Genomic DNA, 25,066 nt, shown 5'->3' on the forward strand with positions numbered 1-25,066 from the left:
AAGTGCTGTGCTTAGCCGCGACCAACTACGAGAGCACCTTGTCCGGACTCGAATAGCCGGCGACGTCGCGACCCCCCGAGAGAACAACCTCGACCACTACAGTTCGCTCGCCAACGGCGACCCGCACTACAAGCTGGGCCTGACCTTCGACCAGCCGTGGTCGTACCGCGACATCCTGGCGCTGATGGCCAAGTCGGCCGGCGTGGTCTCCGACCCCGACCACCGCTGGGGCCAGGACACCATCGACCCCGACCTGACGATCGACGCGCTCGACGACATGGCCGAGTCCATCGCCGCCGTGCTGTCGCGGGAGAACCCGCGCGTCCTGCTCGCCACCGGGCACCCGACCGGGCTGCTCGCCGTGCACCTGCCGCTGGCGCGGCTCTGCGCCGAGCGCGGGGCCGAACTGCTCGCGCCGGGCGAGGGATGGTCGTACTCCGGGGCCAATTTCGGGCGTCGGCGGAAGATCCGCTATCTCCAGGACGTCGCCATGCTCGACGACCGGGGCGCGTTCGTGCACACCCACGACGCCACGCCCATGTGCCACATGATCGACGAGCTCGGCGGGGAGCTTCCTGACCTCGTGATCGCCGACCACGGCTGGGCGGGAGCGGCGGGAGAGGCCGGTGCGCACACAGTGGCGTTCGCCGACAGCAACGACCCCGGACTCTTCCTCGGCGAAGCCGAAGGAAAGATTGACGTGGTCGTACCGCTCGATGACAATGTGCTACCGCGCTTTTACGCTCCGCTGACGGAGCGGATCGTCACTCAGGTCTCACGAGCCCTTTGAGTCGAATTCGGCCCTCCCGATACCGTCTTTTCGCGCCTGCATTCCAAGAGGCTCGCTGTCCCTTTGCCAACTTTTGATGGGGCTCCGGCGACTCTTATGTGTGGCAACTTGGACAGTTCCAACGTCCAGGTGAGGTGCTCTGCCCGGCTGCTCACCAGCGATTTCGCTGGTTCGGCTGACAGGCGGCTCCGGCGACTGAGAAACTAGGGGGTTTGCGCACCCGGAGTCCCGACTTACGCTGACGGCAGTACACGTGCGTGAGCAATGGCACCAGTGGGGATAACCCGGAAACACGTGCGGAAGAGGCGTCCGATGGGTGCAGGCGAAAGACCTCTCAGTGAGGTGAAGTTCCTGACCGTCGCGGAAGTGGCGACGGTCATGAGGGTGTCCAAGATGACGGTGTACCGGCTCGTCCACTCTGGCGAGTTGCCGGCCATCCGTGTCGGCCGGTCGTTCAGGGTGCCTGAGCAGGCGGTACACGACTATCTGCGGGAGGCCTACATCGAGGCAGGCTGAAGTAGCGACGTGACCCGTCATGTCGTGAATGTCGTGAAAGCTGTCCCGGGAGGGGCCCGGCCGCCGGAAGGCGCGACCGGGCTCTCACCCCCCGGTGGGGCGATCCACCGTCGATCGCCGGTAGTCTGTGAGCCGGTGTGCGCTCGCACTCCGGTCAGACTTGCTATCAGTACCTGGGGGTCCCGTGGGCTCTGTGATCAAGAAGCGCCGCAAGCGGATGGCTAAGAAGAAGCACCGCAAGCTGCTCAAGAAGACGCGCATCCAGCGGCGTAACAAGAAGTAACTTACGCAGCTGCGAGGCGCTGATGACCCACACCGTGCTGGTCACCGGAGTCTCGCGCCATATCGGCGCCCGGGTGGCGAGCATTCTCTCGTCCGACCCGGACATCAGCCGCGTCATAGGAGTTGACACCGTGCCGCCCCCCTGGCTAACACGGGACGGCGGCATCTCTCTCGGCCGGACTGAGTTCGTTCGGGTGGATTTGCGCAGCCCTGACATCGCTCAGGTGATCGCGGCTGCCGACATCGACACCGTTGTGCACATGAGCCTGGTCAGCGCTCCGTCGAGGAGCGGTGGCAGGGCAGCCATGAAAGAGCACAACGTGATCGGCACCATGCAACTGCTCGGTGCCTGCCAGCGGTCGGCGACCGTGCGGCGCGTGGTGGTCCGCTCCACCACCGCCGTCTACGGCTCGTCGCCGCGGGATCCCGCGGTGTTCACCGAGGACCTGGAGCCCCACGACGGCCCCACCCACGGCTACGCCAAGGACGCTGTCGAGGTCGAGGGCTACGTCCGGGGCTTCGCCCGGCGACGTCCCGACGTGACGGTGTCGATGCTGCGCTTTGCCAACTTCATGGGTCCCGGCGTCGACTCGCCGCTGACTCGTTACTTCTCCCAGCCGGTGCTGCCGACCGTGTTCGGCTTCGACCCGCGACTGCAGTTCATCCACGAGGACGACGCGGTCGAGGTGTTGCGCCGGATGGCGACGGAGGAGCACCCCGGCACGTTCAACGTGGCCGGGGCAGGCGTGCTGCTGCTGTCGCAGTGCGCCAGGCGGGCGGGCCGGCCTTCGATGCCGCTGCCCTCGCCCGCGTTCAAGGTGCTGGGCAACGCCGTACGCAGGATCGGGCTGGTCGAATACTCGCCCGAGCAGGTCAGGCTGATGTGCCATGGGCGCGCGGTCGACACCTCCGCGCTGGAGGCGGCGCTCGGATGGAAGCCCAAGTTCACGACCGGGGCGGCGTTCGACGACTTCTTGCGCTCGCACGGCCTGCACCCGCTCGGAGGTGTGCGCAGTTGAGCGTTCCCCAGGAACAACAGGACGCCGTGGTGATCCCGATCAGCGCGGCGCCGTCGTTCGAGGAGCCCGATCGGGTGGCCAGGCTGCTGGCCTTCCTGCGCAGGCGCGTCGACGGCGACTACGAGGTCGACGAGTTCGGCTACGACGCCGAGCTGACCGACAAGGTGGTCCTGGAGCTGATCAGGCCGCTCTACACCGACTGGTTCAGGGTGGAGACGGTCGAGCTGAAGAACATCCCCGACGAGGGCGGGGCGCTGGTCGTCGCCAACCACTCGGGCACGCTGCCGGTCGACGCGCTGATGCTCCAGGTGGCCCTGCACGACGAGGCGGCCCGGCCGCTGCGGCTGCTCGGCGCCGACCTGGTCTACCAGCTCCCGGTGCTCAGCCACCTGGCCCGCAAGACCGGCCACACGCTGGCCTGCCCCGAGGACGCCGACCGGCTGCTGCGCAAGGGTGAGCTGGTCGGGGTGTTCCCCGAGGGCTTCAAGGGCGTCGGCAAGGCGTTCGGCGACCGCTACCGGCTGCAGCGCTTCGGCCGCGGCGGCTTCGTGGCCTCGGCCATCCGCGCGGGGGTGCCGATCGTGCCCACCGCGATCGTCGGGGCCGAGGAGATCTATCCCAAGGTCGGCGATCTGAAGTTCCTGGCCAGGATGCTCGGGCTGCCCTACCTGCCGATCACGCCGTTCTTCCCGCTGCTCGGGCCGCTCGGGCTGGTGCCGCTGCCGTCCAAGTGGATGATCGAGTTCGGCGAGCCGATCCGCACCGACGAGTACGAGCCGGCCGCGGCCGACGACCCGATGCTGGTCTTCAACCTCACCGACCACGTACGCGAGGTCATCCAGCAGATGCTCAACGAGCTGCGATTGCGCCGAGGGCACGCCTTCCCGCCCTTCGTGTGAAACCTGCGTGGTGCCTCCGGTGTTCTACGGGCGACAAAGACAAATTCGCCGAACATCGGGAGGAATCCCATGGATCTTCAGCTTTCCGGCCGCGTCGCCGTCGTCACCGGCGCGTCCAAGGGCATCGGACTGGCCGTGGCCACCACCCTGGCCGAGGAGGGCGCCCATGTCGTGGCGGCCTCGCGGACCCGTACGGACGAGTGGCCCGACAAGGTCGTGCACGTGCCCGTGGACCTGATGGACCCCGAGGCGCCCGCGCGGGTCGTGGCGCGGGCCGTGGAGGAGTTCGGCGGGGTGGACATCCTGGTCAACAACGCCGGCGGTCCGCCGCCCGGGGCGACGCTGCCGCGCGCCGGGTTCCTGACGCCCTCCGACGAGGACTGGGCGGCCATGTTCGAGTTCAACCTGTTCGCGGTCGTCCGCATGATCCGGGCGGCCCTGCCCGTCATGCTGGAGCGGGGCGGCGGCTCGATCGTCAACGTCTCCTCCACCATGAGCAGGCAGGCCGGCCCCGTCAACGTCGACTACGGCGCCGCCAAGGCGGCCGTCAACCAGCTCACCAAGTCCCTCTCGGAGGAGTACGGGCCCCAGGGCGTCAGGGTCAACACGGTGATGCCCGGCGCGGTGCTGACGGACTGGTGGACCAAGGAGGGCGGCGCGGCCGAGGTCTTCGCGGGCATGGCCGGCTCCGACAAGGAGAGCGTGATCAACGAGGTCGCGCCCACCATGATGAAGATGGTCACGGGTCGGCTCGTCCACCCGCAGGAGGTCGCCGACGCGATCGCCCTGCTCGCGTCGCCTCGCTCCGGCAGCACCGCCGGCGCCGAGTTCGTGATCGACGGGGGTCAGCTCAAGGAGCTGTGAACCCTCTGGGCGGGTTGTGGCAAGACATCCGTGACCGATCCCCCCAAAGAAGGGCGGAGATGATCACGCAACCCGCCACCAGGGGTGCGGATGCGGAGCTCGTGAGCGCCTCGTGGACCGAACCCGAGGCGTTCGCCGAGCTCTTCGACCGCTACTCCGCGATGCTCTACCGGTACGTCTCCAAACGCCTCGGCCCAGAGCCGGCCGAGGACCTCGTCGGCGAGACGTTCCTGGTCGCCTTCTCACGCAGGAAGAGCTACGACCTGGCGTACCCGGACGCCCGGCCGTGGCTCTTCGGCATTCTCACCAAGCTCATCTCCCGGCACCACCGCAAGGAGGCGGCCCGCTACCGGGCCCTCCTGCGCGCCCCTGTCGACTCCGACGTGGAGTCGCCCGCGGACCGGGTGGCCGCCGGGGTCACCGCCCAGGCCGTCCGCGCCGAGCTGGCAGGGGCCCTCGCGGCGCTGCCCGCCAAGGACCGGGACGTGCTGCTGCTCATCGCCTGGGGCGATCTCACGTACGAGGAGGTCGGGCGGGCGCTCGGCATCCCCATCGGGACCGTGCGCTCCCGCCTCAACAGGGGCAGGCGGAAGGTGCGGGCCGCACTCGGCGACACCAACCCCATGGAGGAGGAGTGACGATGGACGACCTGAAGCTGCTCCGGGACCTCGGGGAGGAGATCGGGCACGAGCCGCCCGCGACGCTCGTCCGCCAGCGCGACCGCCTGCTGCGCGCGCGTCCCCGCCGCCGGTGGGGCGGCTGGTGGACGGCGGGACTGGTCGCGGTGGCCACGGCGAGTGCCGTCGCCGTGCCCGCCGTGCTCGTCAGCGGTCGGCACACGGCGGCGCCGCCCGCCGGTTCGCAGAGCGTGGACATGAGCGGCGCGCGGAACGTGCTGGTGATCGGCTCCGACACCCGTGTGGGCGACGGCAACGCCAAGTACGGCCCGCTGCTGGCCAGACAGGACGGCGGTGGCGGCAGGCGGTCCGACACCATCATGATCGTGCACGTCCCGGCCGACCGCGGCCGCGCCACCGTCGTCAGCGTCCCGCGCGACTCGATGGTCACGATCCCCCGCTGCGGCTCGTCGCCCTCCAGGGTCGACATGATCAACTCCGCGTACGACACCGGCGGGGCGGGCTGTCTCAAGCGCACGCTGGAGTCTCTGACCGGGCTGCGGATCCAGCACTCGGTGGAGGTGGACTTCTCGGGCTTCAAGGGCATGGTGGACGCGCTGGGGGGCGTCGAGGTCACGCTGCCCAAGGCCGTGGACGACAAGGCGTCGAAGCTCAAGCTGTCGGCCGGCAAGCACCTGCTGAACGGGGAGGCCGCGCTGGGCTACGTGCGGCTGCGGCACTACGGCGACGGGTCGGACATCCAGCGGGTGAAGCGGCAGCAGACCCTCGTGCTGGCGATGCTGAAGAAGGCCCGGTCGGGGTTGTCCTCGCCCGAGCGGCTCAAGCCGTTCCTGGAGATGGTGCGCGAGTCGGTCAAGACCGATCTGAACCTGGAGTCGATGTACGAGCTGGCCACCGAGCTGTCGGGCACCAAGCTGGACCTCACGACGGTCCCGTGGGAGCCGTATCCGGAGGACAAGAACCGCCTGCAGTGGAGCCAACCGGAGGCCGAAAAGCTCTTCAAACGCCTCGGAGGGTGACGACTCGCCGTAACGGCTAGATCGAGTTGCGGTAGTGGCGGCGGAGGGCGATGCCGGCGGCGATCCCGCCGGCAATGGCGCCCACGCCGGCCGCGATGGGCAGGGCCGTCAGGGTGGCCTTGCGGCCGGTGCGGAAGTCCTTGATGGGCCAGTCGTGCTTCCTGGCGTGCTCCCGCAGCTCGCTGTCCGGGTTGATGGCCACCGCCGAGCCCACCAGGGACAGCATCGGCAGGTCGTTGGCCGAGTCGCTGTAGGCCGTGCAGCGGGTCAGGTCGAGCCCCTCGCGGCGGGCCAGGGCCCGCACCGCCTCCGCCTTGGCGGGACCGTGCAGGAGGTCGCCCACCAGGCGTCCCGTGTAGATCCCGTCACGGGTCTCCGCGACCGTGCCGAGGGCGCCGGTCAGGCCGAGCCGCTGCGCGATGACGCGGGCCAGCTCCACGGGGGTGGCGGTGACGAGCCAGACGCGCTGGCCCGCGTCCAGGTGGCTCTGGGCGAGGGAACGGGTGCCGCCCCAGATGCGGTCGGCCATGACCTCGTCGTAGATCTCCTCGCCGAGTCGTACGACGTCGTCGACCTTGGCCCCCGCCACGAACGCCAGCGCCGTCTCCCTGGCGACCGCGATGTGCTCGGGGTTCTCGTTGCCGCGCAGCCTGAACACGGCCTGCCCGACCGCGAACTTCATCAGGTCGGACGTCGTGAACATGCCCCGCGTCGCCAGCCCCCTGGCGAAGTGGTAGATCGAGGCCCCGCGCATCATCGTGTTGTCGACGTCGAAGAACGCCGCCGCCTGCAGGTCCGGCTCGACCGGCGCGACGGTGGCCGCCGCCTGCGCCGCGGCCTCGCCGGCGGCCTCGGGCGCCACCTCGTGTCCTCGTCGAATTAGCCGCCACATGGCGCTCAGCTTACTTTCCTAGTCAGGCGCGACCAGACCCTCGATGTAGTCAAGGTATCCCTCCGCCTGGGCAAGTTGTGAGTCGTCGAGCTGCGTGAGTATCGGCCCGACCACCTTCTTCTGGTCGCGGGCGAAGGTCTTGATCTTAGGGGAGCGCGGCTCCGCCCGCTCCAGCCTGCTGATGCCCGAGCGCGTCGACTCCTCCATGTCCTTCAGCGTCCTGCCGACCAGCGGGCCGTCCTCGGCCGAGCCGAGCAGGGTGGCGACCTCCCTGGCCCGGGTCTTGGCCGAGTCGAGCTCGCGTTCGCCGCGTTCGGCGTCGTCGCTGCTGAGGCGTACGAGCGTGCTCTCCGCGGCGCGCTTGAGCGGGTAGAGGGAGTCTCCCGGCACCGACCGGTACGTGGCGAAGGAGGAGATCATCAAGACCGCCGCCAGCCCCAGCGTGGCCAGCTGCGGCAGCAGCGGCCGCCGGCGCGCCGGACGGCGGCGGGCGGGTGCCTCCGGCTCGGGCGCTTCCAGGAGCGCGCCGGACAGGATCTCCGCGCGCAGCCGCTCGCGGAAGGCGGGCTCGGGCATGCCCCCGAGCGGCAGGCTGCGCAGCTCCGCGAGGTGCTCGAGCACGAGCTCCCGCTCCCTGCGCGCCCTACCCATGACAGCTCCCTGACTGATCCGGCAGTGACATCTGACTAACGAGATGCGGATGGGGGAAGTTACGCCAGATCGTGCTTAAGTGCCCTGGCCAGCGCCCGGACGGCGCGGAACTGCAGCGCTTTGATCGCTCCACTCTTCTTCCCCATGATCAGCGCGGTTTCCGCGAGCGAGAGGCCGTGCAAAAAGCGCAGGACCACACACTCCTGCTGCTCGGGATTGAGATCTCGTACGGCACGCAGCACCCTGTCGTTGATGATCGCGTTGACCACGGCGTTCTCAGGGATGTGCGAGCCGTCGAGCGGTACGTCGATGATCTCGCCCGTCGGGATCTCCAGCCGGTAGCGACCGGACTTGAAGTGGTCGGTGACCAGATTTCTGGCGATGGTCACGAGCCACGCGCCGAAGTCGCGTCCCTGCCACGTGAAGTCGCCGATCCTGCGCAGCGCGCGCAGGAAGGTCTCGCTGGTGAGGTCTTCGGCTAATTGGTGCGATCCCACCCGGAAGTAGATGTAGCGGTAGACGAGATCCACATACCGGTCGTAGAGCGTGCCAAAGGAATCGGTGCAGCCACTTTTGGCATGCAGCACCAGCGTGCGAATGTCGTCGGGCACTTCTTCGCGCACGGCGGGCTCGCCCGTCCGGGCAGGCACAGCGACCGTTGGCGCAAGCAGCCCGGCGAACGGTGACGAGTCAGGCATCCGGTATCCCTAGGGGTAAGGGGTGCGGCGTGCTCGAACACTCTAGAAATCAACCGGAAATTCCACAATCCACAGCGTGCTGGCATGACTAGGCGTAATCGGCAGATACCGTGTCTCCCGACCCGTTCCCTCTTCGGCTACCGGTCTGGGAGGTTCGTCCGGCAGCATTGGAGTCATCATGGAGATCCTCGTTGCTGTCATAGCTTTCGCCGGTGCGCTCCTGGCCGCGATCGCGGTGGGCGCCCTGATTCAACGACTTCGCGACGAGCCTGAGGGGTGGTTGATCGCCTGGACCGTTGCAGTCGTGTCTCTTTGCCTGTCACTGGCCGTGATCGGCATCGGCTACGTCTTCGGGTTCGGCTCGGTCACGTTCCGGATCTACCAGATCACGGGATCGCTGCTGGCGCCGCTCTGGCTGGCCGTCGGCATGGTCCAGCTGCTGGGGGAGAAGGCGCCGCCGAGATTCCTCGCATGGCTGATCGGCATCGCCCTGACGGTCGTGTCGGTGGCCATCCTCATCTTCGACCCGCTCAAGAGCGAGGAGATGGGCAAGTCGCTGCCGACGGCCGCCAACTTCTGGGCGATCATCCCCGACAAGCTGCTGCTCGGCGTGCACGTCGTCGCCGTCCTGACCATGCTCGGCATGCTCGTCGTGGCGGGGATCAAGTGGCGCCAGGGTGACGAATACGACACCGACAACCTGCACGCGTCGGCGGTCATCGTCCCCTCGGGGATGGCGCTCGTGGGCGCGATGAGGTTCACGGTGCCGGCGCTGTTCACCACGGCGCTGCTCGCCGTCGCCGCGGCGGCCGTCTGGTACACCGTGCTGCGGCCCCTGGCGCCGTACGAGGACGACGACGAGGACGATTTCGACTCCGACCGCGACGAGCGGCCTTCGCGCCGGGACGATCGCTCTCAGCGTCGCGAGGAGCGCGCGCAGCACCACGACGAGCGCCCCATGTTCCGCGACGAGGCGCCCATGCAGCCCCCGCCGGGCCCCAGAGGCATGCCTGAGCCCGTTCCCGGCGGTCCCGGGCTCCCGCCCTCCCCACCGCGCAGGTCGTCGGGCCTGGGCGATCTGGTGGCCGAATACCGCGCGGGCGACCAGGGGGTCGACTACGCCGCGCGCATGTCACCGCCGCCCGACTCGGGGCCCTCGACCGGCTACATCATGAACGGCGCGCCGCCCGCCGCCCAGGCGCCGCCGCAGCGCCCCGACTTCGCGATGCCGGGGACCGGCGCGGTCTACCCGGGCGCCGAGCTGTTCTCGCCCGCCCAGCAACAGCAACAGCAGCCCGGCTCCGGCAAGCCCTCGCCGACCATCTACGGCCTGCTCACCGTCTTCACGATCATGGACGGGGCCGGGGAGGCGTTCGACCGGCTGGCCGAGGCGACCGTCGAGGCCGTGCGCCGCGGCGAGCCCGACACGCTCGTGTACGCCTGCCACGCGGTCAAGTCGGCCCCCCTGCAGCGCATCGTCTACGAGCTCTACCGCGACGAGGTCGCCTACCGCGACCACCAGCGCCAGCCCCACGTCGAGAGGTTCGTCAACGAGCGGCAGGCGATGGTGCTGGCCACCAACGTCATCGAGCTCAACGTCAACGCCGCGAAGGTGGTGCCGCTCCCGACGGTCACGTACTGAGGGCCGCCCGCAGGCGGGTCTCGTCGACCCGCCAGAAGTCGTGCTGCACGCCGTCGATCAGTGTGACCGGGATCATCTCCCCGTACTTCTCCTGAAGCTCCTCGGAGGACTCGATGCTGATCTCCTCCCACGGCACCCCGAGCTCGCCCGCCACCTTGGCGATGATCTCTCGCGCGTCCTCACACAGGTGACAGCCGGGCTTCCCGAGCAACGTGATGCGATGCATGGGCACACGCTACCGCCGCGACTTTGTGCATCGGTTCACAAAGGGATTAACCTGAAAGACGGTTCGATTCCGTTCACGCGGTCCCCACACCGCCCGTCCCCTGGAGCTCCGGCACGTGAAGAGCCCGTCCCAGCCCCGTGACCGCGGCATACCCGAGGCGACGGTCGCCAGGCTTCCGCTGTACCTCCGGGCGCTGCACGGGATGGCCGAGCGGGGCATCGCGACCGTCAGCTCCGAGGACCTGGCCGTCGCCGCCGGCGTCAACTCGGCCAAGCTCCGCAAGGATCTGTCACACCTCGGCTCGTACGGCACGCGCGGCGTAGGCTATGACGTCGAGTACCTCGTCTACCAGATCTCCCGCGAGCTCGGCCTGACGCAAGACTGGGCGGTCGCGATCGTCGGAGTCGGTAACCTCGGCCGCGCGCTGGCCAACTACGGCGGCTTCGTCTCCAGGGGCTTCCGCGTCGCCGCGCTCGTGGACGCCGACCCCGGAGTCGTGGGCGACACCATCGCGGGGTTGAATGTTGAGCACATCGACGAACTGGAAGCCGTCATCAAGCGGCGTGGAGTCTCGATCGTGGTTCTGGCGACACCGGCGGCAGCGGCGCAGGAAGTGTGCGATCGTGTGATTTCCGTGGGCGTGACCAGCATCCTGAACTTCGCCCCAGTTGTGCTTTCCGTCCCGGACGGCGTCGATGTCCGTAAAGTCGACCTATCTATCGAACTGCAGATTCTCGCGTTCCACGAGCAACGCAAGGCTGGGGGGCCACTCATGGCGGTGGACAGTCAATGAGTGTTCTGGCTATCGGACTCAGCCACCGGACCGCTCCGGTGGCGCTTTTGGAGCGCGTCTCGATCACGGGTGACGCGCTCGCCAAACTCCTGTACGACGTGCAGCAGGATCCCTGCGTCGCGGAGGCCATGGTGGTCTCGACCTGCAACCGGGTCGAGGTCTACGTCACGGTCGACCGCTTCCACGCCGCCGTCACCGCCGTCAGCGGCCTGCTCGGCGTCCACTCGGGCGTCCCGGTCGAGGAGCTGACGCCGCACCTCTACGTGCACTACGAGGAGCGGGCCGTCGAGCACCTGTTCTCCATGGTGTGCGGGCTCGACTCCATGGTCCTGGGCGAGGGCCAGATCCTCGGCCAGGTCCGCCAGGCGCTCAAGCTGGCGCAGCGCCACGGCACCGTCGGCGCCACCCTCAACGAGCTGGTCCAGCAGGCGCTGCGGGTCGGCAAGCGGGCGCACCACGAGACCGGCATCGACAAGGCGGGCGCCTCCCTCGTCTCCGCCGGCCTGGCCCTGGCGGGTGACCTGGCCGGGCGGCGGGCGCTGGTGGTCGGGGCGGGCTCCATGAGCTCGCTGGCCGCCGCCACGCTGGCGCGCGCCGGGGTCACCGACATCGTGGTGGCCAACCGTACGTACGAGCGCGGCGCGCGGCTGGCCGAGTCCGTCGGCGGCCGGGCGGTGGGCTTCGCCGCCGTGGCCGACGAGCTGGCCGGGGCCGACATCGTCATCACCTGCACGGGCGCCGGGCGCCACGTCATCACGGCCGACATGCTGAGCCGGCCCGCGTTCCTGCTGGACCTGGCGCTGCCGCACGACATCGACCCGGGCGTCCGGGCCGTCCCCGGCGTCACGCTGGTGGATCTGGAGACCATCCAGGAGTCCGGGATCGGCTCCCGCGGCGGCGACGCCGTCGAGTCCGTCCGCGCGCTCGTGGCCGAGGAGCTGCGCGCCTACCTCGACGCGGAGCGGGCCGCCAAGGTCACCCCGACCGTGGTGGCGCTGCGCAGCAAGGCGGCGAGCGTGGTCGAGTCGGAGCTCGGCCGCCTGCTCATGCGGGTGCCCGACCTCGACGAGAAGGCGCGCGACGAGGTCGCCATGACCGTGCAGCGGGTCGTCGACAAGCTGCTCCACGAGCCCACCGTGCGTGTCAAGCAACTCGCCACCTGCCCAGGCGGCGATCATTATGCGGAAGCGCTGCGTGAGCTGTTCAATCTCGATCCGAAGATGCCCGAGGCCGTGAGGGAGGTGGAGCTGTGATGTCGGGAGCTCTGCGGCTGGGGACGCGCCGGAGCCTGATGGCCACCACGCAGTCCCAGATGGTGGCCGACGACTACACGCGGCTCACCGGGCGCGCGGTCGAACTGGTGGGCGTCACGACCTTCGGCGACGTGACCAAGGCCCACCTCGCGCAGCTCGGCGGCACGGGCGTGTTCGTCAGCGCGCTGCGCGACAAGCTCATGGAGGACGAGGTCGACTTCGCCGTCCATTCGCTGAAGGACCTGCCGACCAAGCAGGACCCGCGCTTCACGCTGGCGGCGATCCCGGCCCGGCACGACCACCGCGACGCGCTGGTCGGCCCGCGCAAGTTCGCAGACCTGGCGCCCGGCGCCCGGGTCGGCACCGGATCGCCGCGCCGGATCGCCATGCTGAGCGCGCTCCGGCCCGACCTGGAGTACGTCCCGATCCGCGGCAACGCCGACACGCGTATCGGCAAGGTAACCTCAGGTGAGCTCGACGCGGTCGTGCTGGCCTCGGCCGGCCTGACCAGGATCGGCCGTGACGCCGAAATCGCACAGATCTTCGAGGTGGAGGAGTTGCTGCCGGCTCCCGGTCAGGGCGCGCTGGCCGTGGAGTGCAGGTCCGACAGGGCCGACCTCATCGAGTTCCTGAGTGTTCTCGACGACCCGCGCACGCGCTCCGCGGTGACCGCCGAGCGAGCCGTGCTGGCGGCTCTCGAGGCTGGTTGCGCCGCTCCGGTGGGTGCTTTCGCGGCCGATGACGGGCACACTCTGAACCTGACCGCCGTGGTCGTCGCCATCGACGGCCGCGAGGCGGTCCGCAAGTCCACCGCCGGATCTCCTTCGGAGGCCGCGAACCTGGGCCGCCTCCTGGTGGCCGAGATGATCGCCGAAGGAGCCGACAGATTGATGGGGGAGCATTCCCATTGAGCTCCGATAGTCCAACCTCCGGATTCGTCGCCTTCGTGGGCGCGGGGCCCGGCGATCCCAACCTGCTCACGCTCCGCGCCGCCGAGCTGCTCGCCAAGGCCGACGCCGTGGTGCTCGGCGACGAAGAACACCGCCCCTTGCTGCGCCACTGCCGCGAAGGCGTCGAGGTCGTCGAGGACGACCTGGTCAAGCGGGCCAAGCACGGGCAGCTCGTGGTGCGCCTGTGCGAGGGCGACCCGATGCTGTTCTCCTCGATCACCGAGGAGGTCGCGGCCTGCGCCGCGGCGGAGGTGGACTTCGAGATCGTTCCCGGCGTGCCGCCCGCGACCGCCGTCCTCACCTATGCGGGCATCCCGGCCGCGAGCGCCGTCCCCGAGTTCCGGGTCGTGGACGCCGCGCAGGACCAGGACTGGGCCGCGCACGCCGCCTGCCGCGGCACCCTGGTGATCTACAACGGCATCGGCGACGCCGTGGCCATCGGCAAGGCGCTCATCGCGGGCGGCAAGCCCGACACCACGCCCGTCGCGGTCAGCAGCGGCGGCACCACCACCGAGCAGTACACCGTCGTGTCCTCGCTCGGCCGGCTCCAGCCCGACCTCAAGCACGCCGGGTTCACCGAGCCGGCGCTCATCGTGGTCGGCGAGGCCGTGGGGCTGCGTGACAAGCTGTCGTGGTTCGAGACCAAGCCGCTGTTCGGCTGGCGGGTGCTGGTGCCCCGCACCAAGGAGCAGTCGCGCAGCCTGTCCGAGCAGCTCGTCGCGTACGGCGCGGTGCCCGAGGAGGTGCCGACCATCTCGGTCGAGCCGCCCCGCACGCCGCAGCAGATGGACCGCGCCATCAAGGGGCTCGTCACGGGCCGCTACGAGTGGGTGGCCTTCACCAGCGCCAACGCGGTCAAGGCGGTGCGCGAGAAGTTCGAGGAGTACGGCCTCGACGCGCGGGCCTTCGCCGGGCTCAAGGTGGCGGCCGTGGGCGAGGCGACCGCGCAGGCCCTGGTCGAGTTCGGGGTCAAGCCCGACCTGCTGCCGTCGGGGGAGCAGTCCTCCGAGGGGCTGGTGGCCGAGTGGCCGCCGTACGACTCGATGCTCGACCCGATCAACCGGGTGCTGCTGCCGCGGGCCGACATCTCCACCGACACGCTGGTGGCCGGGCTCACCGAGCTGGGCTGGGAGTGCGACGACGTCACCGCGTACCGCACCGTGCGGGCCGCGCCGCCGCCCGCGCCCATCCGTGAGGCGATCAAGGGCGGCGGCTTCGACGCCGTGCTCTTCACGTCCTCGTCCACCGTGCGCAACCTGGTGGGCATCGCGGGCAAGCCGCACAACGTCACGGTGATCGCCGTCATCGGGCCGCAGACGGCCAAGACGGCCGAGGAGTTCGGGCTCCGGGTCGACGTGATGGCCGACAAGCCGTCGGCCTCCGCCCTGGCCGCCGCGGTGGCCGAGTACGGGGCCAAGCAGCGCCAGGCGGCGCTGGCGGCGGGCGACACGCCGCGCCGGCCGTCGCAGAACCGCCGGGGCGCCAGGAGAAGAGCCAGGTGAATTCTTAGTCTTCGCGTTCTCGCGATTGAGGAGTGGCGTATGACCGCGCAGTACCCTGTGGCCCGGCTGCGGCGGCTGCGTCGCAGCCCCGCCCTGCGCCGGATGGTGGCGGGCACCAGGTTGCACGCCGCCGACCTGATCCTGCCCGCCTTCGTCAAGGAGGGCCTCGCCGAGCCGCACCCCGTGGCCTCGATGCCGGGCGTCTTCCAGCACACCCGCGACTCGCTGCGCAAGGCCGCGCACGAGGCGGCGGAGGCGGGCGTCGGCGGGATCATCCTGTTCGGGATCCCCGCGGTGAAGGACGCGCGGGGCTCGGCCGCCGACGATCCCGACGGGATCCTGCAGGTGGCGCTGCGTGACGTGAACGCCGAGGTCGGCGACGCGGTCGTGGTCATGGCCGACACCTGCCTCGACGAGTTCACCGACAACGGGCACTGCGGGATCCTCACCCCGTCCGGCGACGTGGACAACGACGCCACGCTGGAGCGCTACGCCTCGATCGCGGTGGCCCAGGCCGCCGCGGGGTCGCAGATGGTGGCGCCGAGCGGGATGATGGACGGCCAGGTGGGGGCGATCCGCTCCGCCCTGGACGGGGCCGGTTATGAAAATGTCCCGATTTTGTCCTATTCGGTGAAGTACGCGTCCGCCTTCTTCGGGCCGTTCCGCGAAGCCGCCGAGTGCGCGCCGCAGTTCGGCGACCGCAGCACCCACCAGCAGGACCCCGCCGGGCCGCTGGAGGAGGCGCTGCGCGAGGTCCGGCTCGACCTCGCCGAGGGCGCCGACGCCGTCATGGTCAAGCCGGCGGGGGCCTACCTCGACGTCATCACCCGCGTGCGTGACGAGGTGGACGTCCCGGTGGCGGCGTACCAGGTGAGCGGCGAGTACGCCATGATCGAGGCGGCCGCGGCCAACGGCTGGGTGGACCGGGACCGCATGATCACCGAATCGCTGGTCGCGATCAAGCGCGCCGGGGCCGACATGATCCTCACGTACTGGGCGACGGAAGTGGCACGGCGCATCTGATCGGCGGGTTTCCGCTCTGGACGTCCTCGCTTCGCCGCGGATCCATCGCGCATCTGATTGGCGAGCTTCCGCTCGCGTGCCGCGATGGATGTCCTCGCTACGCTGCGGATCCATCGCGCATCTGATTGGCGAGCTTCCGCTCGCGGTGCCGCGATGGATGTCCTCGCTACGCTGCGGATCCATCGCGGCTAACCAAGGGGTTTCCCGTCAACTCGTGGGGCGTGTGCGTTAGAGTGCGATGACAAGTGCTGGTGTGTCCCGCGTGGCGCGTATGGCTGCTGCCCGGAGCCGGGACCTCTTCAGGCACTGTGGGGACTCGACGGGAGACACCAATGGTGGGGGTACCACTGGCTCGGCGTACCAGAAAACGGTCGCGGCCGACACGCATCGGCACCGTGCTCGAATACGCCGCCATGGGGTGGCCCGTCGTGCCGGGGGCTTATCCGCTGCGTCACGGGCCGCGCGCCTGCTCCTGCGACCGCCTCGGCTGTCCCGACCCGGGCGCCCATCCGCTCTCGCCCGCCTGGCACCTGCAGGCCACGACGGACACGGCGCTGCTGACGCGCTGGTGGCAGGTCGAGCCCGAGGCCAACGTGATCCTGCCCACCGGACGCGTGTTCGACGTCTTCGACGTACCGCTCGCCATCGGCCTGTCGGCCCTCACCCGGATCGACAACGCCGGAGCACACCCGGGCCCGGTCGCCGCCAACGGCGACCGGGTCCTGTTTTATGTGGCCACGCGGGGCAATCCGGAGGACGAGGACGAGTGGTGGTCGTGCCAGCTCGACTGCGATCCCGCCACGATCGACGACACGCCGGGGCTGCGGTGGCACTGCCGCGACAGCTACGTGCTCGCGCCCCCCTCGACCCTCCCCACGGGGCAGCCCGTCTCCTGGCTCCGGCCCCCGAACGGGCAGCCGCTGCCCGACCCGCTGCGCATCCTGGAGTGGCTGGCCGACTGAGCGCGGCCCTCGTGGTGCCCGCTCCGGAGACCGCTGTGCGTCCCGGCTAACCTGGGTCGGGTGAGCCGTACACAGAACTCCGAGGACCTGTTCGCCCGCGCCCGCCGGATCGTGCCAGGGGGTGTCAACTCGCCGGTGCGCGCGTTCGGCGCGGTCGGCGGGACGCCGCGCTTCATGGTCTCCGGCCAGGGCCCCCACATCACCGACGTCGACGGCAACCGGTACGTCGACCTGGTGTGTTCCTGGGGCCCCATGATCCTCGGGCACCGGCACCCCGCGGTCGTCGAGGCCGTGTCCGGGGCGGTGGCCCACGGGTTCTCCTACGGCACCGCCACCCCCGGCGAGGTCGAGCTGGCCGAGGAGATCGTCGCCAGGGTGGCGCCGGTCGAGAAGGTGCGGCTGGTCAGCTCGGGCACCGAGGCGACGATGAGCGCGGTGCGGCTGGCCAGGGGGTTCACCGGGCGGTCGAAGGTGATCAAGTTCGCCGGGTGCTACCACGGGCACGTCGACGCGCTGCTGGCCGCGGCCGGGTCCGGGGTGGCGACGTTCGGGCTGCCCGACACGCCGGGCGTGACCGGGGCGTCGGCGGCGGACACGATCGTGCTGCCGTACAACTCCATCGAGGCCGTCGAGGCGGCCTTCGCGGAGGCCGAGGTCGCGTGCGTGATCACGGAGGCCTGCCCGGCGAACATGGGGATCGTCCCGCCCAAGGACGGGTTCAACGCGCGCCTGCGCGAGCTGTGCACGGCCCACGGCGCGCTGCTCATCGTCGACGAGGTGCTGACGGGGTTCCGCGTCTCGCCCGCGGGCTGGTACGGCCTGGAGCCGGTGGAGGCCGACCTGATGACGTTCGGGAAGGTCATGGGCGGCGGCCTGCCCGCCGCGGCCTTCGGGGGACGGGCCGAGGTGATGGCCCTGCTCGCGCCCGAGGGCCCCGTCTACCAGGCGGGGACGCTGTCCGGTAACCCGCTGGCCTGCGCGGCCGGCCTGGCCACGCTGCGCGCCCTGGACGCCGAGGCCTACGCGCGCGTGGACGCCGCGGCCCTCGCCGTCGGCGACGCGGCCTCCGAGGCGCTGTCGGCCGCCGGGGTGCCGCACCGGCTGCAGCGGGCGGGCAACCTGTTCTCGATCTTCTTCACGGACGCCGAGGTGACGAACTTCGCCGAGGCCAAGACGCAGAACACGGCCGCGTTCACCGCGTTCTTCCACGCGATGCTCGACCAGGGTGTCTATCTGCCGCCGTCGGCGTACGAGGCGTGGTTCCTGTCGGCCTCCCACGACGAGGAGGCGCTGAGCCGCGTGGCCGAGGCGCTGCCCGCGGCGGCGAAGGCGGCTGCCGCCGTGCTCTAAGAGGTGGTGGTGGCGAGTGCGCGGCGGGGCTTCGTGCCCGCGTACAGGACGCCCGAGATGACCAGGGCCGCCGCCACCAGCTTCGGCCAGGAGATCGGCTCGCCGGTCACCAGCGCCGCCGACGACATGCCGAACACCGGCACCAGCAGCGTGTACGGCGCCACCGTTGAGGCGTCGTACCGGCGCAGGAGCCAGCCCCAGACGCCGAAGCCGCCGAGCGTGGAGACGAACGCCACGTACAGGAGCGAGAGCCGGCCCTCAGCGGCCGGGTCCAGCACCGGCACGCCCTCCAGGCAGAGCGACAGGAGCAGGAGCGGGATCGCGGAGAAGGCGCTCACCCAGACCATGAAGCGGAACGAATCGGGCGGCGCGGCCTTGCGCTGAACCACGTTGCCGAGGCCCCAGGCGGCCGCTGCGGCCAGGCAGAGGGCGAAGGCACCGAGCGGGCCCGACACCCCGAAGTCGAGCGCGACCAGGGCCAGGCCGCCGAAGGCGACGCCCAGCCCGAGCACGCGGCGGGCGGTGAGCCGCTCCTTGAGCAGCGTCGCCGCGAACAACACGGTGAAAATCGCCTGCGTCTGCAGGACGAGGGCGGGGAACGCCGCCAGGGCGAACCTGATGCCCGCGTACAGCAGCGGCGGGAAGTGCCGCAGGCCGGCCTGCATGACCACGAAGTTGAAGCCCCACCCCGAGCGCAGGAGCTCGCCGCGAGAGAGCGACGGAGGAGCCAACGAGTGGCGAAGCGGGCGCGACCATAAGCACGGCGGCGAGGCCGATGGCTAGGGCCAGGTGGCGGGACCGCACTCAGCGAGCGGGCTTCTCGTAGCGGATGCGCTGGTCGCGAGCCTGCTCGGCCAGGACCTTGAGGTAGGACACGGAGCTCGGCTGCTGCTTCTTCGTCTTAAGGATTCTCATGCATCTATTTTCATCCGCTACACATTCAACGACAAGCGAGACTTTCTACGCTAAACCATTTAGGATGACTTACATGTTGGACTTGAACCGGCTCAAGGCACTTCATGCGGTGCATGTCTACGGGTCGGTCGGCGCGGCCGCCGACGCGCTCATGGTCACGCCTTCGGCGGTCTCCCAGCAGATCGCCAAGCTGGAGCGCGAGACCGGCGCCAGACTCATGGAGCGCAACGGGCGCGGCGTGCGCCTCACGGACGCGGCCGGCCTCCTGGCCGAGCACGCCGAGCGCATCCTCGCCCTGGTCGAGACCGCGGAGGCGGACTTCGAGGCGCTGCGCGGCGAGGTCGTCGGCCGGCTGAACATCTCGGCCTTCCCCACCGCCGTGCGCGGCCTCATGCCCGGCGCGCTCGTCTCGCTCCGCGAGCGCCATCCCGACCTGTGGGTCCAGCTCAGCGAGCGCGAGCCGGAGCGGGTGGTGCGCGAGGTGTCCAGGGGCGAGCTGGACCTGGGCGTCATCCAGGACTGGCTCAACCGGCCCATGGCCCTGCCCGAAGGCCTGTCCAGGGCCACGCTGCTCGACGACGTGGCCGACATCGCGCTGCCCGCCGACCACCCGCTGGCCCACAGCAGGGAGCTGGAGCTCGCCCAGCTGCGCGACGACCATTGGATCAGCGGGTCCCCCGGCACCGTCTGCCACGACTGGCTCGTCTTCACCCTGCGCAACGCCTCGGTGGAGCCCGTGATCGCGTGCATGGCCGACGAGTACCCGACCCAGCTCGCGCTGGTGGCGGGCGGACTGGGGTGCGCGATCGTGCCGCGGCTCGGCCGGGACTGCGTGCCGGACGGCGTGCGGCTCGTGCCGATCATGCCGCGCCAGACGCGGCGGATCTACGCCGTGTGGCGCACGGACGCGGCGCGCCGTCCCGCGATCAGGGCCATGGTGGAGGCGCTGGCCGAGGCGAGCAGGAAGCAGGAGAACGCCTGGGCCGTCAACTGAGCCGCCGGGCCTCACGCTGCTCATAGAGGGGGAGCGGATAGGCTGGGCCACACCATGGCTGAAACCACCGTCGTCCACCTGCTGCGCCACGGCGAGGTGCACAATCCCGCCGGCGTCCTGTACGGCAGGCTCCCGGGCTACCACCTGTCCGAGACGGGAAAGCTCATGGCCGAGACGGTCGCCAAGGCCGTGGGCGGCCGTGACATCGTCGCCATCTACAGCTCCCCGCTCGAGCGCGCCCTCGAGACCGCGGCGCCCCTCGCCGAGAAGCTCGGCCTCGACGTCGTCCAGGACGAGCGCCTGATCGAGGCGGGCAACCTGCTCCAGGGCCGCCCGGTGGGCCAGGGCCTGGCGATCCTGCGCAACCCGCGCAACTACCGCTATTTCTGGAACCCGCTGCGCCCGTCCTGGGGCGAGCCGTACCCGTCGATCGTCAGGCGCATGAAGTCGGTGATCGACGACGCCAGAGCGGCCGCACGCGGGCACGAGGTGGTGCTCGTCAGCCACCAGCTCCCCATCTGGACGATCAGGTCGGCCGCCGAGGGCCGCCGGCTCTGGCACGACCCGCGGCGCAGGCAGTGCGCGCTGGCGAGCCTCACCACGCTCTCCTTCGACGGCGACCGCCTCGTCAGCATCGGCTACAGCGAGCCGGCGGGGTCGCTTCAGACCGGTCCGTCCGTTCCCGGGGCCTGATGTCCGGAGCGAGGGGGCTCGCCGGTAGAGTTGCAAGCTCTACCGGTTGTAGTACAAGGAGATCTTCCTCCGTGCGCGCCAAGTCCATCTCTCTCGTCCTCCTGGGTCTGCTGGTCGCGGGCTGCGCGGGCAACCAGGGCGGCCTGCCGCAGGCCGGCGACACCCGTTTCGTCGCCGGCGACGGGAAGATGCAGGTGTTCGACGCGGCCGATCGCAAGGCCGCGCCCGCGATCCAGGGGCCGACCCTCGACGGGGCCACCGCCTCGCTGGCCGCGCACAAGGGCAAGGTCGTGGTGATCAACTTCTGGGCGTCGTGGTGCGGGCCGTGCCGGGCGGAGGCGCCGGTGCTCAAGGAGGTCGCGGCCAAGACCAAGGCCGGCGGCGTGGAGTTCATCGGCGTCGACTTCAAGGACCGCCAGGCCGACGCGCTGGCGTTCGAGCGCACCGAGAAGACCGGCTACCCGCACATCTTCGACCAGCCGGGCAAGGTGGCGCTGGCCTTCCAGGGCACGGTGCCGCCGGCGGCCATCCCGTCCACCCTGATCATCGACAAGCAGGGCAGGGTCGCCGCCAGGGCGCTCGGCGCGGTCAAGTACACCGACCTGCTCAACACCGTGACCAAGGTGCGCGATGAGTGACGTCGTGGCCTCGGGCTCGCTGCTGCTCGCGGTGCCGATCGCGGTGCTGGCCGGGGTCGTGTCGTTCCTGTCGCCGTGCGTGCTGCCGCTGGTGCCGGGCTACCTGTCGTACGTGACCGGCATGAGCGCCGACCCCAAGCGGGGGCGGCTGGTGCTGGGGACGGTGCTGTTCGTGGCCGGGTTCGGGCTGGTGTTCGTGCTCAGCGGGGCGCTGTTCGGCGGGCTCGGCTCGGTCATGCTGGGCCACATCGAGGTCATCACGCGGGTGCTCGGGGTGCTGACCATCCTGCTCGGGCTCGCGTTCCTGGGGCTCGTCCCCGGGCTGATGCGCGACGTGCGCATCCACAAGGTGCCCGCCGCGGGGCTGGCCGGGGCGCCGCTGCTCGGCGTGGTGTTCGGGCTGGGGTGGACGCCGTGCATCGGGCCCACGCTGGCCGTCGTGCTGGCGCTCGGGCTCAACGAGGGCAGCGCCGCGCGTGGCGCCCTCCTGGCCGTCGCGTACGCGCTGGGCCTCGGGCTGCCGTTCGTGGGCGCGGCGCTCGCGTACAGCAGGGCCCTGCGCACGTTCCGGGCCATCCGCAAGCATTCGCGCCTGATCACCAGGATCGGCGGCGGCATGATGGTGGCCGTCGGGGTGCTGCTCGTGACCGGGCTGTGGGGAGAGATGATCGCTGCCATGCAGGGCCTCATCGGCGGATTCGTACCGGTGATCTGATGAGCGTCAAGGAGCTGGAGGAGAGGGAGCGGGCGGCGCAGCTGGCGGGGTTCGGCCTGGTCGCCTGGCTGCGGTGGGGCTGGCGCACGCTCACCTCGATGAAGACGGCGCTGATCCTGCTCTTCCTGCTCGCGCTCGCCTCGGTGCCGGGCTCGCTGGTGCCGCAGCGCGGCGTCGACCCCGACAAGGTGGCGCAGCTCTACCAGAAGAGCCCCACGCTGGCCGAGTGGTACGACAGGTTCCAGCTCTTCGAGGTGTTCACCTCGGTCTGGTTCGCGGCGATCTACCTGCTGCTGTTCACCTCGCTGATCGGCTGCATCATCCCGCGCACCGCCACCTACCTGCGCGAGCTGCGCCGCAAGCCGCCGGCCGCGCCGAAGAACGTCTCCCGCCTGCCGCACTTCGCCTCTTTCGAGGGCGACCTGGAGGTCGGAAGGGCCGCCGCGCGGCTGCGCAAGCTGCGCTTCCGCGTCGTGACCGGCGACGGGTGGGTGTCGGCCGAGAAGGGCTTCCTGCGCGAGACAGGAAACCTGTTCTTCCACGTCGCCCTGCTGGGCATCCTGTTCGCGGTCGGCTTCGGCTCGCTGTTCGGCTACCGCGGCAACGTCCTGGTCGTCGAGGGTGACGGGTTCGCCAACACGGTGGCCGCCTACGACCGGTTCATCCCGGGCAGCCAGGTCTCGGCCGAGTCGCTGGAGCCGTTCTCCTTCCAGCTGGAGGACTTCAAGGTCGCCTACCAGGTGACGGGCGAGAAGCGGGGCCAGGCGCTCGACTACACGGCCCGGCTGAAGGTCAACGACTCGCCGGGGTCGCCCGCCCGCGAGTACGACCTCAAGGTCAACGACCCGCTGGAGATCAACGGCACGCAGACGTACCTGATCGGCAACGGCTACGCGCCCGTCTTCAAGGTCACCGACGGCAAGGGGCAGGTCGCCTTCGATGGCCCGGTGCCGTGCCTCATCGAGGCCAAGGGCACGATGACCTCGGGATGCGTGGTCAAGGTGCCCGACGCGCAGCCGTCGCAGCTCGGGTTCCTGCTGCAGTTCCTGCCCACCAGCGTGCCGCTCACGGACGGCACGTACGCCTCGGCCTTCCCCGGCTCGCTCAACCCCGAGGTGCAGCTCGTCGGGGCCTTCACCGGCGACCTGGGGCTGCGCTCCGGCCAGCCGCGTTCGGTGTACGAGCTCGCGCCGCCCGAGCTCATGAAGAAGCTCACCCCGCTGATCATGGGCACGAGCGTGCCCAAGCCGCTCGCCGTCGGCCAGTCGATCGACCTGCCCAAGGGGGCGGGCAAGCTGGAGTTCACCGGGGTCAAGGAGTGGATCACGCTCCAGACGGCCTACGACCCCGGCCGCATGCCGGTGCTGGTCTTCGCCGCCACGGCCGTCGTCTCCATCGCGCTGTCCCTGATGATCCGCCGCCGCAGGGTGTTCGTGCGGATCGGGAACGGCGTGGTCGAGGTGGGCGGCCTGACCCGTACCGAAGGCTCCGCGGCGGGCTTCGCCGAGGAGTTCGCCGACATCGTCAAGGTTCTAGCCGCAGGAGAAAAGGATGTCCGCTGAGCAACTCGCGGAGCTGAGCGACCTTTTCGTCGTCGCCGCCGTTCTGCTCTACTTCTTCGCCATGGTCGGGTTCGCGATCGAGCTCGCCTTCGGCAGGTCCCGGCCGGACAAGGCGGCCGCCGTCGAGCGGTCCGAGGTCAAGCAGCCGGTCGCGGTCGGAGCGGGCGGGGCCGACGCGGCGCCCCCGGTCGACGGAGTGGTCGCCGCCACGGAGGCCAAGGAGCCGTCAGACGGGGCGCACAGGGCCGCCAAGGTGGCCCTGGTGCTCGCCTGGATCGGCTGGGCGGCCAACTTCGCCGCCATCGCCACCCGCGGCATGTCCGTGGACCGGTGGCCGTGGGGCAACATGTACGAGTTCGTGGTGGCCATCTGCTTCGCCGCCGTGACCGCGTTCCTCGGCACCCAGATCCGCTACAACGTGCGCTTCCTCGGCGCCTTCGTGATGATCACGGCGGCCCTCGGGCTCGGCCTGGCGGTCAAGTTCTTCTACACGGCTGCCGGGCCCGTGGTGCCCGCGCTGGACTCGTACTGGATCGCCATCCACGTCACCGCCGCGATCATCGCCAGCGGCCTGTTCACGCTGGCCGGCGTCGCCGGGGTCCTCTACCTGGTGCGCGGCGACGGGATGTCACGCCTGCCCTCGCGGGCCGACCTGGAGCGGGTGGCGCACCGGGCGATCGTGTTCTCGTTCCCGCTGTGGACGTTCGCGGTCATCGCGGGGGCGCTCTGGGCCGACCGGGCGTGGGGCCGCTACTGGGGCTGGGACCCCAAGGAGGTCTGGTCGTTCATCACCTGGGTGGCCTACGCCGCCTACCTGCACGCCAAGGTGACGGCCGGATGGCGGGGCAGGGCCGCGACGATCGTGCAGCTGGTGGCGTTCGCCTGCCTGATGTTCAACCTGATCGGCGTCAACATCTTCATCAGCGGCCTGCACAGCTACGCCGACGTCTGATCGGCTCAGACGTCGTCGCCACGCATGCGGCGGTCGAGGTCGCGCAGGAAGTCGGGGTCGTCGTCCGGCCCCTTGGGCATGCCCGGACCCGGGGGCACCGGCCACGCGGCGCGCGGGGCCCTCGGGCGGCCGCGCGCCATCCAGACGAGACCGCCGAGCACCGGGATCAGGACGACGATCAGGATCCACAGGGCTTTTGGTACGTTCCGAACCTCATCTTCCGGTGCGGTGACCACGTCGAACAGCGAGAAGAGCCAGAAGACCAGCAGCGCCAGGCCGATCAGTACACCTGCCATTCCTGAACTGTAAGCCATCCGCGACGTGATCGTGCTTCCCGATGTCCCGTTTCAGGTGACTAGGGGAAGACATGCGTCGTACCGTGGAGGCCGATGCGGCGAAGTCGCCGGACTCCACGGGCGTTGAGAGGTGCGATGGCCTTTTCTGACTCCAAGGCGTCTGGCGACAAGGGCCGTCATCGGCGCGGCCGTTGGTGGCGGCGCGGGTCCTACCTTTTCTCGCGGCGCGGCGAGGCGCCCCCGGACGCGGACCGTTCCGTCTGGTTCAACGCCCGTGAGAAGCCTTTTGAGAGCCGCGCGGAGGCCAAGGCACGCAAGAAGCGCGGGCGGGG

Annotated in this window: 28 protein-coding genes; 22 read left to right on the plus strand and 6 right to left on the minus strand. The window is 70.1% G+C overall.

The window, feature by feature from the left end:
• Positions 1-7: 7 nt before the first annotated feature.
• The 8 genes from ACWDX9_RS05600 to ACWDX9_RS05635 all read left to right on the plus strand — a co-directional run bounded on the left by ACWDX9_RS05600 (position 8) and on the right by ACWDX9_RS05635 (position 6,027).
• Positions 8-790 carry a phosphatase gene (locus ACWDX9_RS05600; RefSeq protein ID WP_364253641.1) on the plus strand — a complete coding sequence of 261 codons (783 nt, stop codon included), beginning with the start codon at positions 8-10 and terminating at the stop codon, positions 788-790.
• A 312-nt stretch (positions 791-1,102) separates the two neighbouring features.
• Positions 1,103-1,306: a helix-turn-helix domain-containing protein gene (locus tag ACWDX9_RS05605; protein ID WP_026214222.1), complete on the plus strand. Its 204-nt coding sequence runs from the start codon at positions 1,103-1,105 to the stop codon at positions 1,304-1,306.
• Between the two features lie 184 nt (positions 1,307-1,490).
• The gene (locus ACWDX9_RS05610) at positions 1,491-1,589 is read left to right on the plus strand and encodes a 30S ribosomal protein bS22 (RefSeq protein ID WP_018654693.1); all 99 of its coding nucleotides are present in this window, start codon (positions 1,491-1,493) and stop codon (positions 1,587-1,589) included.
• Positions 1,590-1,611: 22 nt separating this feature from the next.
• Complete coding sequence (locus tag ACWDX9_RS05615; protein ID WP_350739765.1) at positions 1,612-2,607, plus strand: NAD-dependent epimerase/dehydratase family protein; 996 nt, start codon at positions 1,612-1,614, stop codon at positions 2,605-2,607.
• Positions 2,604-3,506 carry a lysophospholipid acyltransferase family protein gene (locus ACWDX9_RS05620; RefSeq protein ID WP_449949437.1) on the plus strand — a complete coding sequence of 301 codons (903 nt, stop codon included), beginning with the start codon at positions 2,604-2,606 and terminating at the stop codon, positions 3,504-3,506. Before ACWDX9_RS05615 ends, ACWDX9_RS05620 begins: the two co-directional genes overlap by 4 nt.
• 69 nt (positions 3,507-3,575) lie before the next feature.
• Entirely contained in the window at positions 3,576-4,370 is a 795-nt protein-coding gene (locus ACWDX9_RS05625; RefSeq protein ID WP_449949440.1) for an SDR family NAD(P)-dependent oxidoreductase, read from the plus strand.
• 59 nt (positions 4,371-4,429) lie between these two features.
• On the plus strand, positions 4,430-5,008 hold the full coding sequence (locus ACWDX9_RS05630; RefSeq protein WP_185069958.1) for an RNA polymerase sigma factor: 579 nt from the start codon (positions 4,430-4,432) through the stop codon (positions 5,006-5,008).
• 2 nt (positions 5,009-5,010) lie between these two features.
• Positions 5,011-6,027, plus strand: coding sequence for an LCP family protein (locus ACWDX9_RS05635; protein ID WP_449949443.1), 1,017 nt, complete (start codon positions 5,011-5,013; stop codon positions 6,025-6,027).
• Between the two features lie 16 nt (positions 6,028-6,043).
• Here ACWDX9_RS05635 and ACWDX9_RS05640 read toward each other — a convergent pair whose 3' ends face one another.
• Genes ACWDX9_RS05640 through ACWDX9_RS05650 form a run of 3 tightly spaced genes read right to left on the minus strand, consistent with a single transcriptional unit; the run spans position 6,044 to position 8,268 of the window.
• Positions 6,044-6,919 (minus strand): HAD family hydrolase, encoded by an 876-nt coding sequence (locus tag ACWDX9_RS05640; protein WP_319711188.1) that lies wholly within the window; start codon positions 6,917-6,919, stop codon positions 6,044-6,046.
• 18 nt (positions 6,920-6,937) lie between these two features.
• Positions 6,938-7,570: a DUF5667 domain-containing protein gene (locus tag ACWDX9_RS05645; protein ID WP_449949446.1), complete on the minus strand. Its 633-nt coding sequence runs from the start codon at positions 7,568-7,570 to the stop codon at positions 6,938-6,940.
• 59 nt (positions 7,571-7,629) lie between these two features.
• Positions 7,630-8,268: a sigma-70 family RNA polymerase sigma factor gene (locus tag ACWDX9_RS05650; RefSeq protein WP_350739779.1), complete on the minus strand. Its 639-nt coding sequence runs from the start codon at positions 8,266-8,268 to the stop codon at positions 7,630-7,632.
• 178 nt (positions 8,269-8,446) lie between these two features.
• Between ACWDX9_RS05650 and ACWDX9_RS05655 the strand changes: the two genes are divergently transcribed.
• Entirely contained in the window at positions 8,447-9,910 is a 1,464-nt protein-coding gene (locus ACWDX9_RS05655; protein ID WP_449949449.1) for a putative quinol monooxygenase, read from the plus strand.
• Here the strand turns inward: ACWDX9_RS05655 and ACWDX9_RS05660 are convergent.
• A complete protein-coding gene (locus tag ACWDX9_RS05660) occupies positions 9,900-10,136 on the minus strand; it encodes a glutaredoxin family protein (protein ID WP_449949451.1) in 237 nt (78 codons plus the stop codon). The genes ACWDX9_RS05655 and ACWDX9_RS05660 overlap by 11 nt on opposite strands.
• Positions 10,137-10,251: 115 nt before the next feature.
• On the opposite strand from ACWDX9_RS05660, the gene ACWDX9_RS05665 reads away from it, so the two are divergent.
• The 7 genes from ACWDX9_RS05665 to hemL all read left to right on the plus strand — a co-directional run bounded on the left by ACWDX9_RS05665 (position 10,252) and on the right by hemL (position 17,969).
• Complete coding sequence (locus tag ACWDX9_RS05665) at positions 10,252-10,929, plus strand: redox-sensing transcriptional repressor Rex (RefSeq protein ID WP_350739785.1); 678 nt, start codon at positions 10,252-10,254, stop codon at positions 10,927-10,929.
• Entirely contained in the window at positions 10,926-12,182 is a 1,257-nt protein-coding gene (locus tag ACWDX9_RS05670; protein WP_449949454.1) for a glutamyl-tRNA reductase, read from the plus strand. Before ACWDX9_RS05665 ends, ACWDX9_RS05670 begins: the two co-directional genes overlap by 4 nt.
• On the plus strand, positions 12,182-13,093 hold the full coding sequence (gene hemC / locus ACWDX9_RS05675) for a hydroxymethylbilane synthase (RefSeq protein WP_449949457.1): 912 nt from the start codon (positions 12,182-12,184) through the stop codon (positions 13,091-13,093). Before ACWDX9_RS05670 ends, hemC begins: the two co-directional genes overlap by 1 nt.
• Positions 13,090-14,634, plus strand: a complete 1,545-nt coding sequence (locus ACWDX9_RS05680) for a bifunctional uroporphyrinogen-III C-methyltransferase/uroporphyrinogen-III synthase (RefSeq protein WP_350739792.1) — start codon at positions 13,090-13,092, stop codon at positions 14,632-14,634. Before hemC ends, ACWDX9_RS05680 begins: the two co-directional genes overlap by 4 nt.
• Positions 14,635-14,673: 39 nt before the next feature.
• Positions 14,674-15,657 (plus strand): porphobilinogen synthase, encoded by a 984-nt coding sequence (gene hemB, locus ACWDX9_RS05685; RefSeq protein ID WP_449949460.1) that lies wholly within the window; start codon positions 14,674-14,676, stop codon positions 15,655-15,657.
• Positions 15,658-15,989: 332 nt separating this feature from the next.
• Complete coding sequence (locus tag ACWDX9_RS05690) at positions 15,990-16,619, plus strand: bifunctional DNA primase/polymerase (RefSeq protein WP_350739798.1); 630 nt, start codon at positions 15,990-15,992, stop codon at positions 16,617-16,619.
• Between the two features lie 60 nt (positions 16,620-16,679).
• A complete protein-coding gene (gene hemL, locus ACWDX9_RS05695; protein WP_449949463.1) occupies positions 16,680-17,969 on the plus strand; it encodes a glutamate-1-semialdehyde 2,1-aminomutase in 1,290 nt (429 codons plus the stop codon).
• Here the strand turns inward: hemL and ACWDX9_RS05700 are convergent.
• Positions 17,966-18,634: a DMT family transporter gene (locus tag ACWDX9_RS05700; protein WP_449949496.1), complete on the minus strand. Its 669-nt coding sequence runs from the start codon at positions 18,632-18,634 to the stop codon at positions 17,966-17,968. The genes hemL and ACWDX9_RS05700 overlap by 4 nt on opposite strands.
• A gap of 323 nt (positions 18,635-18,957) precedes the next feature.
• Between ACWDX9_RS05700 and ACWDX9_RS05705 the strand changes: the two genes are divergently transcribed.
• From ACWDX9_RS05705 to ccsB, 6 genes are all read left to right on the plus strand, one after another.
• Positions 18,958-19,878 (plus strand): LysR family transcriptional regulator, encoded by a 921-nt coding sequence (locus ACWDX9_RS05705; RefSeq protein ID WP_449949466.1) that lies wholly within the window; start codon positions 18,958-18,960, stop codon positions 19,876-19,878.
• Between the two features lie 54 nt (positions 19,879-19,932).
• The gene (locus ACWDX9_RS05710) at positions 19,933-20,571 is read left to right on the plus strand and encodes a histidine phosphatase family protein (protein WP_363976749.1); all 639 of its coding nucleotides are present in this window, start codon (positions 19,933-19,935) and stop codon (positions 20,569-20,571) included.
• Positions 20,572-20,642: 71 nt separating this feature from the next.
• Entirely contained in the window at positions 20,643-21,209 is a 567-nt protein-coding gene (locus tag ACWDX9_RS05715; protein WP_449949469.1) for a TlpA family protein disulfide reductase, read from the plus strand.
• Entirely contained in the window at positions 21,202-21,924 is a 723-nt protein-coding gene (locus tag ACWDX9_RS05720) for a cytochrome c biogenesis CcdA family protein (RefSeq protein WP_397372720.1), read from the plus strand. Before ACWDX9_RS05715 ends, ACWDX9_RS05720 begins: the two co-directional genes overlap by 8 nt.
• Positions 21,924-23,486, plus strand: a complete 1,563-nt coding sequence (resB, locus tag ACWDX9_RS05725; protein WP_449949472.1) for a cytochrome c biogenesis protein ResB — start codon at positions 21,924-21,926, stop codon at positions 23,484-23,486. Before ACWDX9_RS05720 ends, resB begins: the two co-directional genes overlap by 1 nt.
• On the plus strand, positions 23,476-24,438 hold the full coding sequence (gene ccsB / locus ACWDX9_RS05730; protein ID WP_449949475.1) for a c-type cytochrome biogenesis protein CcsB: 963 nt from the start codon (positions 23,476-23,478) through the stop codon (positions 24,436-24,438). Before resB ends, ccsB begins: the two co-directional genes overlap by 11 nt.
• 5 nt (positions 24,439-24,443) lie before the next feature.
• On the opposite strand, the gene ACWDX9_RS05735 is transcribed toward ccsB, so the two are convergent.
• Positions 24,444-24,734 carry a PLD nuclease N-terminal domain-containing protein gene (locus ACWDX9_RS05735; RefSeq protein WP_185069979.1) on the minus strand — a complete coding sequence of 97 codons (291 nt, stop codon included), beginning with the start codon at positions 24,732-24,734 and terminating at the stop codon, positions 24,444-24,446.
• Positions 24,735-25,066 lie beyond the last annotated feature (332 nt).

Source organism: Nonomuraea sp. NPDC003201 (assembly GCF_053590415.1).

Coding starts and splice junctions, on each gene's coding strand:
- ACWDX9_RS05605 (WP_026214222.1), top strand. CDS start 1,103: ATGGGTGCAGGCGAAAGACCTCTCAGTGAGGTGAAGTTCCTGACCGTC.
- ACWDX9_RS05615 (WP_350739765.1), top strand. CDS start 1,612: ATGACCCACACCGTGCTGGTCACCGGAGTCTCGCGCCATATCGGCGCC.
- ACWDX9_RS05625 (WP_449949440.1), top strand. CDS start 3,576: ATGGATCTTCAGCTTTCCGGCCGCGTCGCCGTCGTCACCGGCGCGTCC.
- ACWDX9_RS05630 (WP_185069958.1), top strand. CDS start 4,430: ATGATCACGCAACCCGCCACCAGGGGTGCGGATGCGGAGCTCGTGAGC.
- ACWDX9_RS05635 (WP_449949443.1), top strand. CDS start 5,011: ATGGACGACCTGAAGCTGCTCCGGGACCTCGGGGAGGAGATCGGGCAC.
- ACWDX9_RS05640 (WP_319711188.1), bottom strand. CDS start 6,919: ATGTGGCGGCTAATTCGACGAGGACACGAGGTGGCGCCCGAGGCCGCC.
- ACWDX9_RS05645 (WP_449949446.1), bottom strand. CDS start 7,570: ATGGGTAGGGCGCGCAGGGAGCGGGAGCTCGTGCTCGAGCACCTCGCG.
- ACWDX9_RS05650 (WP_350739779.1), bottom strand. CDS start 8,268: ATGCCTGACTCGTCACCGTTCGCCGGGCTGCTTGCGCCAACGGTCGCT.
- ACWDX9_RS05655 (WP_449949449.1), top strand. CDS start 8,447: ATGGAGATCCTCGTTGCTGTCATAGCTTTCGCCGGTGCGCTCCTGGCC.
- ACWDX9_RS05660 (WP_449949451.1), bottom strand. CDS start 10,136: ATGCATCGCATCACGTTGCTCGGGAAGCCCGGCTGTCACCTGTGTGAG.
- ACWDX9_RS05670 (WP_449949454.1), top strand. CDS start 10,926: ATGAGTGTTCTGGCTATCGGACTCAGCCACCGGACCGCTCCGGTGGCG.
- hemC (WP_449949457.1), top strand. CDS start 12,182: ATGTCGGGAGCTCTGCGGCTGGGGACGCGCCGGAGCCTGATGGCCACC.
- hemB (WP_449949460.1), top strand. CDS start 14,674: ATGACCGCGCAGTACCCTGTGGCCCGGCTGCGGCGGCTGCGTCGCAGC.
- ACWDX9_RS05690 (WP_350739798.1), top strand. CDS start 15,990: ATGGTGGGGGTACCACTGGCTCGGCGTACCAGAAAACGGTCGCGGCCG.
- ACWDX9_RS05700 (WP_449949496.1), bottom strand. CDS start 18,634: ATGCAGGCCGGCCTGCGGCACTTCCCGCCGCTGCTGTACGCGGGCATC.
- ACWDX9_RS05705 (WP_449949466.1), top strand. CDS start 18,958: ATGTTGGACTTGAACCGGCTCAAGGCACTTCATGCGGTGCATGTCTAC.
- ACWDX9_RS05710 (WP_363976749.1), top strand. CDS start 19,933: ATGGCTGAAACCACCGTCGTCCACCTGCTGCGCCACGGCGAGGTGCAC.
- ACWDX9_RS05720 (WP_397372720.1), top strand. CDS start 21,202: ATGAGTGACGTCGTGGCCTCGGGCTCGCTGCTGCTCGCGGTGCCGATC.
- resB (WP_449949472.1), top strand. CDS start 21,924: ATGAGCGTCAAGGAGCTGGAGGAGAGGGAGCGGGCGGCGCAGCTGGCG.
- ccsB (WP_449949475.1), top strand. CDS start 23,476: ATGTCCGCTGAGCAACTCGCGGAGCTGAGCGACCTTTTCGTCGTCGCC.
- ACWDX9_RS05735 (WP_185069979.1), bottom strand. CDS start 24,734: ATGGCAGGTGTACTGATCGGCCTGGCGCTGCTGGTCTTCTGGCTCTTC.